Source organism: Corallococcus carmarthensis, from assembly GCF_003611695.1.
GTDB classification, from domain to species: Bacteria; Myxococcota; Myxococcia; order Myxococcales; family Myxococcaceae; genus Corallococcus; species Corallococcus carmarthensis.
In genome coordinates, this window is the sequence record NZ_RAWE01000245.1 from 1 (window position 1) to 14,138 (window position 14,138).

Sequence of the window (14,138 nt, forward strand, 5' to 3'; positions counted from 1 at the left end):
GGACGGGGCTGTAGCGCTAAGTACCCGGCATTCCTGGAACTGTTCCCCTGGGAATACTTCGAGTGCTCATGGCACGCCTCTTGGAAAGGGCAAGGTCCGTCCGCAGCAGCAGCAGCGACCAACCTTCCCCATCGCCTTCCGCTTTCCCAGGAGACTCCCATGCACGGCTTCAACCGCCCCCTCGGCCCCATCGGTTCCAACGTCGTGGCGCCGCTGCAGGCGACGTCCTCCGGGATGATGGTGACGGCGAACAAGCTGGTGCCCGGCCAGGAGGCGATCGACTTCAAGGGGTACTTCAAGGTCGAGTCCTTCCCGCACAACTCGACCATCTACCGCCCCGGCGACACGTCGGACCGCGTGTACCTGCTGAAGTCCGGCCGCGTGCGCCTGATGCGCATTGGCAAGAACAGCACCCGTTCGGTGGTGTCCATCCTGCGCCCGGGCGACCTGTTCGGCGAGCTGTTCCGCCCCGAGGGCACGCCCATCGAGGAGATGGCCGTGGCGGCGGGCGAGGCCGAGGTGTGGAGCATCGAGGGCCGTGACTTCCGCGCCCAGCTGGAGGCCCGTCCGGCCCTGGCGGTGGACGTGGTGCGCGCCTACGCGGACCGCGTGCGCTCGCTGCGCAAGCGCGTCCTGGGCCTGACCTTCAAGGAAGTGCCGGCCCGGCTGGCGGACACCCTCCTCACGCTGGTGGAGGCGCACGGCGAGCGCTGCCCGCACGGCGGTGAGACGGACCTGCGCGGGATTACCCAGCAGGACCTGGCGGACCTGGTGGGCGCCTCGCGCTCCTTCGTGTCCACGCTGATCAACGAGATGAAGCGCGAGGGCGTGCTCGGCAACGTCGGCCGCATCCTCTGCGTGCGTGACCAGAAGGCCCTGCGCAAGCTGGCCTCCAAGGAGAAGTAGGCCGCGCGTCCCCTGGGAAGGGGGACCCTGACGTCCAACGGGCCTGACCGCGAGCGCATCCGCGGCCGGGCCCGTGGTGTTTTCAGTGAATGGCGCTTCAGGACTTCAGAACGTGAAGCCCACGCCGAACTCGGGGGCGAAGCCGAGGGCCAGCCCCAGCGGGGCCACCTCGGAGTCCAGCGCGAGGTAGCGCGCCCCACCCCGCAGCATCAAGCTGCCCAGGTGCAGCGCCAGGCCCGCGCGCGCGTCCACCTGCTGGTAGGGCCCGGGCGACACCTGCAGGCGCGCCTCCGCGTCCAGGGGGCCCAGGACGCACGCCTCCACGGACATGCCCAGGCTGGGGGCCACGTAGACGCGGCCGGGCGCGTCCAGGGTGGCGACGCCGGCTTCCACGCGCAGGCGCAGGTCCTCCCGGACGAGGGGGGAGTACGTCACGTGCATTTCCCCGAGGGTGCGCGTGTCGGAGGACGCCGAGCCCTCCCGCGAGCCCAGCAGCCGCGACACCCGCAGGTCCGCGCCGAAGCGGTGGACGTCCCAGCCGAGGTCGAAGTCCAGGCCCGAGCCCCCCTCGACGGGTGACACGAGCACGCCCGCGCGGAAGGAGAACGGCACGGCGTGCCGCAGCGAGTTGCGCCCGGGTGGCGCGTCCGGCGCGTTGATGTCGTGGCCGTGGTGGGTGCCCGTGTTGGCGATGGCCTCGCCCATGCCCCGGAGCAGCAGCTCGAAGACCGCTCCGAGGATGAGGCTCGCGGCATCGTCGGAAGCGCTGTCGCTGAACTCGAGGGAGTCATCCGTGGAGGACACGGTCGTCGTCTTGGCTGACCGGTTCTTGTTCTCGTCCTCCGTCTTCGAATCGTCGTCCTTGTCCGCGCCGATGGCGGACGCCTTGTGGACGGGCTTGGACGTTTCGTTGGAGTCCGACTTCTTGCCGAAGCGGGCCTCGGCGGGAGGCGCGGCGAGCAGGCCCACGAGGAGCCCTCCGCCCAGCACGACCTTGGGGAACGACATGGGGTGACACCCCCTCCGCGAGGCACGGCCGGCCCGACCGCCCCTCACGCGTCGCATTCAAATCCCGGGGGCCCACTGGGAGTCAACTCCGGGGCCCCCGGGACACCGCGTCAACGCGCGGTCATCACGGTTTCAGGTAAGGCCCATCCGAGCCCACCTTCCCGGGCGCCGCGTTACCCGGCAGGTCCAGCACGTACACGCGCAGGTTGCCCTTGCCGGACACCGTCGCCGTGAGCGTGCCGCCCGTCACCGTCTTCACGTCGCCGGTGATGGCGTCCTTGTAGGTGCCATTGGGGATGCCGTTGAACGTGGCGCCGCCGGACACCGTCACCAGGGCGAAGCTGTCCACGCCCTTCGCCGCGTCCGTGAAGCGGCGCTTGTACGCCATGGTGCCGCTGATGCCGTCGGTGGAGTACTGCCCCTTCTGGAGCGCCGGGATGCGGCGGCGGAGCTGATTGAGCCGCTGGACGTGTTTCACCAGGGGCTTGCTCAGCGTGGTGGCCACCGCGCCGGAAGCGCTGCCCACCACGCCGTAATCGCTGGCGGTGACGCTGCCCTCCAGGTTCGCCCCGTAGTAGGCGCGGCCGGTGGTGGCCAGCGCGCAGGTGGGTCCACAGTCGATGGGCTTGCCCGCCTGGAATTCAATCTCCGAGCCGTAATACAGCGTGGGAATGCCCCGGAAAGTCCACATCAGGCTCATGTTCTCCGCCCAGGCGTCGGTGCCCCCTGCGTAGCGCGTGGACGACTTGTTGGGGCCGTAGTCGTGGGAATCGACATACACGACGTTGTAGGTGGCGTCGTTGTAGCTGTCGTCGGAGTCCTTGCCATTCCAGAAGGCGTTGCTCGCCTCTCCGAAGTTCATGTGCATGCGCATGTCGATGACGCTCATGCCGGAGAACTGGCTGGCATCCGGCGCATGCCAGGCATTGCCCTGGAGGAAGGCATTGGTGGACGTGGGCTGGTTGGCGGTGCCCTGCGTCTGCTCGTAGTTGTATTGCTCCAGCGCGGCGGCCACGTCGTCACTGCTGTACGTCTTGCGCTCCTTCCAGGTGAAGAACTGCGCGGAGTGGTTGGGCGAGCCCCGGTTCCACTTGTCGTTCACGAAGGAGCCCACCTCGCCGAACATGAAGAAGTCGCGGCCCTTCGCACCGAACTTCGCCTCCGCGTGGGCGTGCGCGGCCGGCAGAAAGCGGCGGTTCCACGTCACGCGGGGGATGTGCACGGCGGTGTCCACGCGGAAGCCGTCCACGCCCATGTCGATGTAGCGGTTGTACACGTCGATGAGGAACGCCTGCACGGTGGCGTTCTCCGTGTTGAAGTCCGCCAGGTCCTCGTGGATCCAGCAGCTGCGCGAGTCCTCCCCTTCCCAGTTTCCAATCCAGCACGGGTGGAAGAGGTTGGACGGGAACATGCCGGAGGTGGGGTTGGGCCACTGGCAGTTGTAGATGCGGTAGCCCTCCTGGCTCGTGGAGGACGTGGGCACGCCCCAGTTGCGGCAGGTGTTGCCCGCGGGCTCCGGCGTCGACCAGAGGTCGCCGTTGTAATAGGACTTGCCGCTGGTGGGCTCCACGGTGAGGCCGTCATATTCGAAGCCAGACGCCGGCGCGTCGTAGTACCAGCTCCACTGGCTGTCGCGAACGCCATACACCTTCGCGGCGAACAGGCCCTTCGCGCCCCAGCGGCTGGAGTGGTTGTAGACGACGTCCTGGATGATCTTCAGGCCCTTCGTGTGGGCCGCGTTGATGAGGTCCTGATACGAGGCGCCGGAGGACTCCAGGCGCGGGTCCACCCGGTAGAAATCCCAGCCATGGTAGCCGTGGTAGTCATAGTCGGACCGGTTGAGCACCACGGGGGTAATCCACACGGCGGAGAAGCCCAGCGCCTTGATGTAATCCAGCTTCTGGATGAGCCCCTTGAAGTCGCCCCGGAACATCGGGTCGTTGTTGGCCGCGTTGCCGGATTTCACGTGCATGCTGCCGCCGCGGTTGTTGTTGGCGTCCCCGTCGTAGAAGCGCGCCGTCATCACGAAGTAGATGGAGTCCTCGCGGATGTCGCCGCCCAGGGGCGTCCCGGCCGTGGGAGGCGGTGGCGCGGAGCCCGTCTTCGCGGAGGCCGCGCTGCTGGCCACGGACGTGTTCCCCGCCGCGTCGAAGGCCTTCACGGTGTAGCTGTAGGTCGTGAGGGCCTCCAGGCCGCTGTCCGCGTACGCCGTACCCGTGACATTCACGGTCTTCGTGCCCAGCGTGCCGCCCGTGCGGGTGAGCGTGTAGCCGGTGACGCCCCGGTCATCCGTGGACGCGCTCCAGGCGACGCTGATGGCCGTCCCGGACGCGGTGGCGGTGACGCCCGAGGGCACCGACGGAGGCGTGGTGTCCGGCGGCAGGGCCACGCACGGCGAGGCGGCATTGGCGGTGACGACGCCGTCCTTCACCGTGATGCGCCCCGTGCCCAGGCTGTAGTCCGCGCCGTTGTTGTTGTCCCAGACGCTGCCGTTGTTGAAGTCCGCCTTCATCCCGGTGGCGGAGCCCAGGGACACGGTCTTCTTCACCCAGTCCGTGCAGGCCGTCTCGTTCATGGGGACACCGGGCGGCGTCGTCCATGAGCCGCCCGTGGGCGAGTAGTGGAGGTTGACCGCGCTCCAGCCGCGCGTGCGCGTGTAATAGAAGACCTCCGCGCTGTTGCTCCCCGACGTCGTGCACGGCGAACCGGCGTTCGCCAGCACCTGGCCGTTCTTCACCTGGTGGGTGCCGGACGTGGGCAGCAGGTAGTTGCCGCCATTGCCCGCCGCGTTGTCCCAGTGGTTCTGCCCGTCATTGAAGACAGCCTGGAAGGTGCTGGCCGTGCCGGTGGTGACCACCCGCATCACCCAGCCGGAACACTCCGCGGACATCAGCGCCCCCGGCACGGCGGTCCAGGTGCCCGCCGCGTCGTGGTGGAGGTAGGCCGAACTCCAGCCCTTGTATGGCGTGTAATAATAGACAGTCGCCCTGCCAGCGAAGGCCGCGTGCGTCCACAGGAGCAGCGCCAACAGCGCGCTCCGCTTCCAGCCCGTCATGTTCATGTGCCCCGTCCCTTCACGCGCAAGGGGAGCGCGTGAGACAGCCGAAACACCGTATCAGTCGCAGAACGGCGAAAGACGGATTCACGGCTATTCCAGTCCGGCGGCTGTTCTCGACTGGCATCGAAGCGGGACGAGGCGGTTTGTGCCCTTGCCCTCTGCCGAAGGGCCGCACAGCATGCGCGGCCATCGTGCCCGTCCCTACCGAGTCCCCGAGTCCCCATCGCACGTACACCGACCGCCGCGCGGCCGCCCAGGCGGACCTGACGGTGTTGGACCGCATCAGCGCCCGGTACGCCAACCTGCGCACCGTGGCCTTCGTGGCGGCGCTGGTCGTGGCGGCCCTGACGCTGATGGGCCGGCTGCCCAAGCCCTGGTGGTGGGCGGCGGCGGGCGCGCTCGCCGTTTATGGCCTGCTGGCGGTGCTGCACCACCAGGTGTTCCTCAAGGAGCAGCGCGCGCGCCTCTTCGTCCTGCTCAACGAGCGCGGCCTGGCGCGGCTGGAGGGCGGCTGGCACGCCTTCACCGACACGGGGGAGCGGTTCCTCTCCCCCAACCACCTCTACGCGACGGACCTGGATGTCTTTGGCCAGGGCAGCCTCTTCCAGCTCATCAACGAGACGGCGACCCGCGCGGGCGAGGAGCGGCTGGCGGCGTGGCTGTCCGCCCCCGCCACGGCCGAAACGGTGGTGACCCGGCAGGGCGCCGCGCGCGAGCTGGCCCCGCAGGTACCCTTCCGCCAGGAGCTCTGCGTGGACGCCCGCGTGGTGGCGAAGGACAAGGCGGACCCCGCCCTTTTCATCCAATGGGCGGAGGCCGGCCCGTCACTGGACGCCATCCGCTGGGCGCGCCCCCTGGCGGTGCTGCTGCCGCTGGTGACGCTCACCCTCTTCATCCTGGGGGAGGTGGGCGTGATTCCGGAGAGCACCGTGTGGGTGGGGCTGCTCGCGCAGCTGGGCATCGCGGTGGCCACGCGCCGCACGCTGCGGCAGATGGACGAAGCCGTGGAGCGCGGCGAGCGCGGCTTCGTGCGCTACGCGTCCCTCTTCGAGCGCGTGGAGGGGCAGACCTTCGAGCACCCGCGCCTGAAGCAGCTCCAGTCCGGCCTGCGGGCGCAGGGGGGCCCTCCGGTGTCCGCGCTGTTCCGGCGCTTCAGCCGGCTGTACTCGCTCATCGAGTTCAAGCGGCACCAGTTCCACCCCATCGTGCACTGGCTCACGCTCTGGGACATCCACGCCCTCTTCGCGCTGGAAGGCTGGCGCGCCGCGCACGGCCGCGACGTGCGCCAGTGGTTCGAAGGGCTCGCGGAGCTGGAGGCCCTCTGCTGCCTGGGAGGGCTCGCCCATGACCGCCCTGGCTTCACCTGGCCCCAGATGGAGGCCCAGGGCCCGCGCGTGGAGGCCACGGCGCTGGGGCACCCGCTCCTGGACACGCCCGTGCCCAACGACGTGTCCCTGCCCGGCCCGCACCACGCGCTCCTCATCACCGGCTCCAACATGAGCGGCAAGACGACGCTGATGCGCGCGCTGGGCGCCAACGTGGTGCTGGCGCTGGCGGGCGCGCCGGTGTGCGCGGCGACGTTCCGGCTGTCGCCGGTGCAGGTGCTCACCAGCATGCGCGTGAAGGACTCGCTGGAGCGCGGCGTGTCGTACTTCCACGCGGAGGTGCTGCGGCTGAAGGTGGTGCTGGACGCGGCGGCGGCCGCGAAGGGCCAGGCCCTCTTCCTGCTGGATGAAATCCTGCTGGGCACCAACACCCGCGAGCGCCAGATTGCCTCACGTGAAGTGCTGCGGCTCTTGCTCGCCTCCGGCGCGTGTGGCGCGGTGACGACGCACGATTTGTCCCTGGCGGTGCTGGCGGACGAGCCGGGCTCGCACGTGGTGAACGTCCACTTCCGCGACCACCTGGAGGACGGGAAGATGGTGTTCGACTACCGGCTCCGGCAGGGGGTGGTGGACACCACCAACGCGCTGCGGGTGCTGCGCCTGGCGGGCGTCCCGGTGAACGACCCGGACGCCCCGGCCTCCTGACAGTCCGCTTGCGCGCCCCCTTCGTCTGACAGGGGGCGCGAAGCGGAAGCGGATTACTTCGCCAGCTCCACCAGCGCCGCGGCACCCATGCCGCCGCCGATGCACATGCTCACCACGCCGTAGCGGCCGTCCCGGCGCTTCAGCTCGCGCAGGATGGTGGCCACCATGCGCGCACCGGACACGCCCAGCGGGTGGCCCAGGGCGATGGCGCCGCCGTTCGGGTTCACCTTGTCCAGCGGGATGCCCAGCTCACGGATGCAGTGCAGCGCCTGCGCGGCGAAGGCCTCGTTGAGCTCGAACACGCTGATGTCTTCCACCTTCAGCTTGTTGCGCTCCAAGAGCTTGCGGATGGCGGGCACCGGGCCCACGCCCATGATTTCGGGCGGCACGCCGGCGACCACGTAGTCCACGAAGTAGCCCAGCGGCTTGACGTTGAGCTCCTTCGCCTTCTCCTCGCTCATCACCACCGCGGCGGCCGCGCCGTCCGTCAGCGGCGACGCGTTGCCGGCCGTCACCACGCCCTTGGCGTTGAAGGCCGGGCGCAGCTTGGACAGGCCCTCCACCGTCGTCTCCGGGCGCATGATGGTGTCCACGGACACGGTCACCTGCTTCTGGGTGCCGTCCTCGTCGAACATCGTCGTGGTGACGGGGAAGATCTCCTCCTTGAACTTCCCCTGCTCGCGGGCGGTGGCCGCGCGGCGCTGGCTCTCCGCAGCGAACTTGTCCGCGTCCTCACGCGTGACGTTGTAGCGCGACGCGATGTTCTCCGCGGTGGCGCCCATGGAGGTGTAGACCTCCGGCAGCTTCTCCATGATCTCCGGGTTGGCGGAGACCTTGTTGCCGCCCATGGGCACCATGGTCATGGACTCGGTGCCGCCGGCGATGGCCACCTGGAGCATGCCGGACTTGATGCCCTGCGCCGCCTGCGCCACGGACTGCACGCCGGAGGAACAGAAGCGGTTGATGGTCATGCCCGGAACGGTGTCCGGCAGGCCGGCGAGCAGGCTCGCGTTGCGGGCCACGTTCATGCCCTGCTCCGCTTCCGGCATGGCACAGCCCAGGATGACGTCCTCCACGTCCGAGGCCTTGAGGCCGGGGACCTGGGCGACGGCCTCCTTGATGGCAAGGGCCGCGAGCGTATCCGGACGCGTGTCCTTGAACTCTCCCTTGTGGGCGCGGGTGAAGGGGGTGCGCACCGCGCTGGCAATCACGACTCGACCGGACATGTCAGGTGTCTCCCTGCCCGGTAAGCATCCGGGCGTGCTTCGGAATTCGTGTCTGGAAACCCATTGAGTAAACGCCTCGCGCTAGTTGCGCAGGGGCTTGCCCTTCTCGAGCATGAACATCATGCGGTCCTGGGTCTTCTCCTCGCCGATGAGGCTCAGGAACGCTTCCATCTCCAGCTCCAGGAGCTTGTCTTCCGTCACCAGCACGGAGGGGCTCGTGTCACCACCGGACAGCACGCGCGCCAGCTTCTGGGCGATCTTCCGGTCGTGGGCGCTGATCTGATTGTTGAGCTGCATGTCGTACAGCATCATGTCGATGGTGGCCGCGCCGTTGGGGCCCGGCAGCCGGAAGCGCGTGGGACGCGGCGGGCGGAAGCCGCCGTTCGCCAGGCCCAGCACGCGCGACTTCGCGTCCGACAGGAGGAAGTCGCGGTTGCCCGTGATGCCGTCCTGCTGCGACAGGAAGCCGAACTCGCGCGCCTCTTCCGCGCTCGTCGCCACCTTCGCGGTGCCGATGGCGAGGAACACCTTCTTGAGGAAGGGCAGCGCGTCGAAGTCCTTGTCCGCCGCGTAGGTGCCGAACACGTTGCGCAGCAGCATCATGGTGCCGCCGCCGCCCGGGATGAGGCCCACGCCCACTTCCACGAGGCCCATGTACAGCTCCGCGCTGGCCTGCACCGCGTTGCCACCCATGGTGACCTCCGCGCCGCCGCCCAGCGTGAGGTTGAAGGGCGCCGTCACGACGGGCACGGGGCTGTAGCGCATGCGCTGGTTGGCCGCCTGGAACGCGGACGCCATCTTGCGGATGGAGTCGAAGTCCTCGCTCTTGGCCGCCATCAGCATGGCCATGATGTTCGCGCCGGCGGAGAAGTTGGACCCGTCGTTGCCGATGACGAGACCCTTGAAGTTCTTCTCCGTCTCATCCAGCGCGGTGTTCATCATCGCGATGATGTCATCGTCGATGGAGTTCATCTTGGAGTGGAACTCCAGGAGCGTGACGCCGTCGCCCATGTCCCACAACGACGCGCTGTCGTTGCCGGTGATCTTCTTGTTGCCGCGCTTGAGGTACTCCACGCGGAACGTGCGCGCGTTCTCCTGCACCGGCTTCACGGACTTGGACGGGATGTCCCAGTAGGTGTCGCGGCCGTCCTGCACGCCGTAGAAGGACGTGCGGCCCTTAGCCAGCATCTCCTCCACCCAGGCGGCGGGCTTGAGGCCCAGCGCCTTCATGCGCTCCACGCCCTTCTGGACACCGTACGCGTCCCAGACCTCGAAGGGCCCCAGGTCCCAGCCGAAGCCCCAGCGCACGCCGCGGTCCACGTTGACCAGGTCGTCGGCGATCTCCGGGATGCGGCGGCTGGAGTACGCCAGCACGTCCAGGGTGACGCGCTCGGCGAACTTGCCGGCCTTGTCGTCCGCGTTCATCACGGACGCCACGCGCTCCTTGACGTTTTCGATCTCCTTCGCGGCGCCCAGCGAGTCGAAGCGCACCTTCGCCTGCGGCCGGTACTCCAGCGTCTTCAGGTCCAGCGCGAGGATGTCCTTGCCACCGGCGGCGCGGTCCTTCTTGTAGAAGCCGCCGCCGGTCTTGTCGCCCAGCATCCCCTTCTCCACCATCTTCTGGAGGAAGTCCGGGGCGGCGAAGACGCTGCGCTCCTCGTCGTGGGTCAGCGTGTCGTAACAGTTCTTCGCCACGTGGGTGAACGTGTCCAGGCCCACGATGTCCGCGGTGCGGAACACGGCGGACTTGGGACGGCCCATGGCCGGGCCAAAGATCTTGTCCACCTCTTCGATGGACATCTCCGTCTTCTGCATCTCGGAGATGGTCCGCATCATCCCGTACACGCCAATGCGGTTCGCGATGAAGTTGGTGGTGTCCTTGCCGTAGACGATGCCCTTGCCCAGGACCTCTTCACCGAACTTGTGGAGGGTCTTCACGACCTCCGGGTTCGTCGCCTCGCCCGCCACGAGCTCCAGCAGCTTCATGTAGCGCACGGGGTTGAAGAAGTGCGTGACGAGGAAGTTCTTCTTGAACTCCGCGCCGCGGCCTTCGGTCATTCCCACGATGGAGAGGCCGGAGGTGTTGGAGGAGATGATGGCGTCCTTGCGGGCGTGCTTCTCCACCTTGGCGAACAGGGCCTGCTTGACGGCCAGGTCCTCCTTCACCACCTCGATGATCCAATCGCACTCGCCCAGCCGCGCGAGGTCGTCCTCGAGGTTGCCCACTTCGATGGCCGCCAGCACCTGCTCGGACACGATGGGGCTGGGCTTCGCCTTGCGCAGGTTGGCCAGCGCTCCTTGAGCGAACTTGTTGCGGAACGCCTTGGAAGCAGTGTCCTCGCCCGGTGCGGCCTTGGGCGGAACGATGTCCAGCAGCAGGGCGCGCACGCCGGAGTTGGCCAGATGCGCGGCAATGCCGCTGCCCATCACGCCAGCGCCAAGCACCGCCACTTTTCGGATCCGGGTCGTCATCGGAAATTGGCTCCCTTGAAAGGAAGTAGGGGACTGCACAAATGTAGGCGATTGACCCGGAAGTCAACCGGCATTGCCGTCGGGTGTGCTCGCCAGGAGGTCGGCTCCCCGACTACAAGTCGGCCCCCATGGCTCGCCTCGACCCGCACTCGTACAACGACAGCACGCAGCCTGAGACGGAAACGCTGGACTGGAAGGCCCGCGTCGATTTCCGGACGCGCCGCCTGCACGCGGAGGCCACGCTGACGCTCAAGGAGGCGTCAGCGGGCCCCCTCGACCTGGACACCCGCGACCTGGACATCCGGGGCGTGGTGGATGCCCAGGGTCGTCCCTTGCCCTACATCCTCGCCCCTCCCGAGCCCATCCTGGGCAGCCGGCTGCGGATTGAACTGCCGGCGGGGGTGAAGCAGCTGACGGTGCGCTACCGGACCTCCCCGGAGGCGAGCGCCCTGCAGTGGCTGACGCCGCCGCAGACGGCGGGCGGGCAGCAGCCGTTCCTCTTCAGCCAGTGCCAGGCCATCCACGCGCGCAGCGTGGTGCCGCTGCAGGACACGCCGCGCATCCGCATCCGCTACCGCGCGTCCCTGCGGGTGCCCAAGCAGCTCAAGTCCGTGATGGCGGCCTCCTTCGTGGGGCGCGAGGAGCACGGCGTGGAGGCGGAGGAGCACTACGAGATGCCGCAGCCGGTGCCCCCGTACCTGCTGGCGTTCGCGGTGGGCAGCCTCACGTGCAAGGAGCTGGGGCCTCGCTCGCGGGTGTGGGCGGAGCCGGAGGCGCTGGAGGACGCGGCGGATGAGTTCGCGGGCGTGGACGACATGCTCAAGGCCGCGGAGTCCCTCTTCGGGCCCTACGACTGGGAGCGCTTCGACCTGCTGCTCATGCCGCCGTCATTCCCCTACGGCGGCATGGAGAACCCGCGCCTGACGTTCCTCACGCCCACGCTCATCGCGGGGGACAAGAGCCTGGTGAACGTGGTGGCGCATGAGCTGGCGCACTCGTGGACGGGCAACCTGGTGACGAACGCGTCCGCGGAGCACTTCTGGCTGAACGAAGGCTTCACCGTCTTCGCGGAGCGCCGCATCCTGGAGGCGCTGGCGGGGCCGGAGGTCGCGGCGCTGCACGCGGCCCTGGGGCGACGTTCGCTGGACGAAGCGCTGCACCACTTCCGCGCGCACCCGCAGCTCACCGCGCTGCGCACGCACCTGTCCGGCGTGGACCCGGACGAGGCCTTCTCCCAGATTCCCTACGAGAAGGGCTACCTGCTGTTGCGCGCGCTGGAGGACGCGGTGGGGCGCCCCGCCTTCGACGGCTTCCTGCGCCGCTACCTGGCGAAGTACCGCTTCCAGGCGCTCACCACGGAGGAGTTCGTCCGCTTCACGGAAGCCGAGCTGCCCGGAGCGCTGACGAAGGTGGACGCGGATGCGTACCTGAACCGGCCCGGCGTGCCGGAGAGCGCGCCCCGTCCTACTTCCGCGCGGCTGGAGGCGCTGGAGAAGCTGCGCGGGAAGGTGCCTTCGCAGGCGGACACGAAGGACTGGACGCCCACCGAGTGGCAGCTCTTCCTGGAGTCCATGCCGGTGGACACGTCGAAGGACGTCTTCCGCCAGCTGGACGCGAAGTACGCGCTCACGGACAGCCGCAACTCGGAGGTGCTGGTGGCGTGGCTGGTGGCGGCGCTGCGCGCGGGCTTCGATGCTCCGCTCGGCCGGGCCGAGGAGTTCCTCGGCGAGGTGGGCCGGATGAAGTACCTGAAGCCGCTCTACAGCGTGCTCGCCTCGTCGCGCGACCACCACAAGGTGGCGCGCGCGGCGTTCGAGAAGAACGGGGCGAGGTACCACCCCATCGCGCGGCAGGGAGTCGAGCTCATCCTCGCCCGCGCGTGAGGCGGAACTACTTGAGGGTCGCGTCCAGGCGCTTCTTGGACAGGGCCAGGTACTCCGGGTTCATGTCGATGCCCACGTAGCGGTGGCCGTGCTTCAGGGCGGCCACGCCGGTGGTGCCGCTGCCGTTGAAGGGGTCCAGGATGAGCGAGTTCTCCGGGCAGCTCGCCTCCAGGATGCGCTCCAGCAGGGCCACCGGCTTCTGGGTGGGGTGGCTGCCGAAGGCCTTCTCCTCGCCGCGCGGGGCCGTCTGCGTCCACATGCGGCCGGCGCCGTCGGCGGTGAGCTCCTCGTCACCGTTGCGCGGCAGCGCCCACACGTCGCGCATCTGCTTGCCGCCGTTCTCCGCCTTCATGCGCTGGTAGTTGAAGACGTGCTTCAGCTTGCCGCCAGACGCGGGCGACGCCCAGATGAGCAGCTCCGTGGAGTGCGTGAAGTAGCGGCACGCCAGGTTGGGGCTCGCGTTGGGCTTGTACCAGGTGACGGTGTTGAGCAGCTTGTAGCCCAGCTTCTGCATGGCGAAGCCGGCGTTGAAGATGACGTGCTGGGTGCCGCTCACCCACAGCGTGCCGGACGGGCGCAGCAGGCGCTGGCAGGCGGCGAGCCACTTCGTGGTGAAGGCGTGGTCCTCCTCCACCCCACGGGACACGTCCCACTGGCCCTTGGCCACGGAGACGCGCTTGCCACCCTTGCAGGTGGTGCCGCCGTTGGAGAGGAAGTACGGCGGGTCCGCGAAGATGAGGTCGAAGGACTGCTCGGGCAGCTGGGCCATCAGCTCCAGGCTGTCGCCCTGCAGCAGCGTGTAGGCCTCCCCGCGCTTCGCGAAGACGCTGTCGTTCTGGGAGCGTCGGACAATCTTCAGGGCAGGGGCAGCAGCTTCCGCGAACATCACGCCTCCGTCTTTGGGACAGACGTCTCTGGGACGCGGCGGACTGTGCGGTCACTTGGGTGCTACGTCGAATTTCTGGCCTGTAATTGGCTGTAGCAGCCAAAGCGCGCGCGAAAATTTGACGAGTGCCTGGAGTTGAAACACCGCGAGCAGGGCGGGAGCGCCTCTGTCTTTCGAGGCCCTCCACGACCCTGCTCGTGGGGTGCTGCGGGTGCTGTGGAGCCGAAGGACTACGCCTTCTCGGGCTCGGCGGCCTTGGCGCCCTTCTTGGCGGCCGGCGCGTTGTTCGCGTACTTCTTCTTGAAGCGGTCGATGCGGCCCGCCGTGTCCAGCAGCTTGTACTTGCCGGTGAAGAACGGGTGGCAGTTCGAGCAGACTTCAACGCTGAACGAGCCGCGGGTGGACTTGGTCTCCACGATGTTGCCGCACGCGCAGGTGATGCGGGAGGGCGGGTAGACCGGGTGCATGTCGGGCTTCATGGCTTCTCTCCAGTGCGCCTTGCCCCCGCCCAGGATGGGAGGGAGGTCCAGCGTTGTAGGTGGGTCGGGGCTTATAGCTACCACCCCGCCCTTTCTCAAGGATGCGCGTCCGGGCCGGGGGTTTCTCCTCGGGGACGCCTCCCCCGGGGCCGGCTGGAGGCCAGCCAGGGGGGCGGGGGCTAGGTAGGAC

The 14,138-nt window shown here is 68.4% G+C and carries 9 protein-coding genes; 3 read left to right on the forward strand and 6 right to left on the reverse strand.

Translation table 11 applies throughout. The annotated features are described in order from the left end of the window. Positions 1-159 precede the first annotated feature (159 nt). The gene (gene mrpC, locus D7X32_RS38135; RefSeq protein ID WP_014395195.1) at positions 160-906 is read left to right on the forward strand and encodes a Crp/Fnr family transcriptional regulator MrpC; all 747 of its coding nucleotides are present in this window, start codon (positions 160-162) and stop codon (positions 904-906) included. 105 nt (positions 907-1,011) lie between these two features. On the opposite strand, the gene D7X32_RS38140 is transcribed toward mrpC, so the two are convergent. After that, positions 1,012-1,914, reverse strand: a complete 903-nt coding sequence (locus D7X32_RS38140; protein ID WP_120607444.1) for a hypothetical protein — start codon at positions 1,912-1,914, stop codon at positions 1,012-1,014. A 124-nt stretch (positions 1,915-2,038) separates the two neighbouring features. Next, on the reverse strand, positions 2,039-4,975 hold the full coding sequence (locus D7X32_RS38145; protein ID WP_120607445.1) for a carbohydrate binding domain-containing protein: 2,937 nt from the start codon (positions 4,973-4,975) through the stop codon (positions 2,039-2,041). Between the two features lie 188 nt (positions 4,976-5,163). Between D7X32_RS38145 and D7X32_RS38150 the strand changes: the two genes are divergently transcribed. Then, entirely contained in the window at positions 5,164-7,002 is a 1,839-nt protein-coding gene (locus D7X32_RS38150; RefSeq protein WP_120607446.1) for a MutS-related protein, read from the forward strand. A gap of 53 nt (positions 7,003-7,055) precedes the next feature. On the opposite strand, the gene D7X32_RS38155 is transcribed toward D7X32_RS38150, so the two are convergent. Both D7X32_RS38155 and D7X32_RS38160 read right to left on the reverse strand, forming a co-directional pair. Beyond that, the gene (locus D7X32_RS38155) at positions 7,056-8,228 is read right to left on the reverse strand and encodes a thiolase family protein (RefSeq protein WP_120607447.1); all 1,173 of its coding nucleotides are present in this window, start codon (positions 8,226-8,228) and stop codon (positions 7,056-7,058) included. A gap of 81 nt (positions 8,229-8,309) precedes the next feature. After that, on the reverse strand, positions 8,310-10,700 hold the full coding sequence (locus tag D7X32_RS38160) for a 3-hydroxyacyl-CoA dehydrogenase/enoyl-CoA hydratase family protein (RefSeq protein WP_120607448.1): 2,391 nt from the start codon (positions 10,698-10,700) through the stop codon (positions 8,310-8,312). A 128-nt stretch (positions 10,701-10,828) separates the two neighbouring features. On the opposite strand from D7X32_RS38160, the gene D7X32_RS38165 reads away from it, so the two are divergent. Then, positions 10,829-12,583 (forward strand): M1 family metallopeptidase, encoded by a 1,755-nt coding sequence (locus D7X32_RS38165; RefSeq protein ID WP_120607449.1) that lies wholly within the window; start codon positions 10,829-10,831, stop codon positions 12,581-12,583. 7 nt (positions 12,584-12,590) lie between these two features. Here the strand turns inward: D7X32_RS38165 and D7X32_RS38170 are convergent, their stop codons facing one another. Both D7X32_RS38170 and rpmE read right to left on the reverse strand, forming a co-directional pair. Further along, positions 12,591-13,469 (reverse strand): DNA-methyltransferase, encoded by an 879-nt coding sequence (locus D7X32_RS38170; protein ID WP_120607450.1) that lies wholly within the window; start codon positions 13,467-13,469, stop codon positions 12,591-12,593. A gap of 230 nt (positions 13,470-13,699) precedes the next feature. Further along, positions 13,700-13,948: a 50S ribosomal protein L31 gene (gene rpmE / locus D7X32_RS38175; protein ID WP_120563970.1), complete on the reverse strand. Its 249-nt coding sequence runs from the start codon at positions 13,946-13,948 to the stop codon at positions 13,700-13,702. Positions 13,949-14,138: the final 190 nt, after the last annotated feature.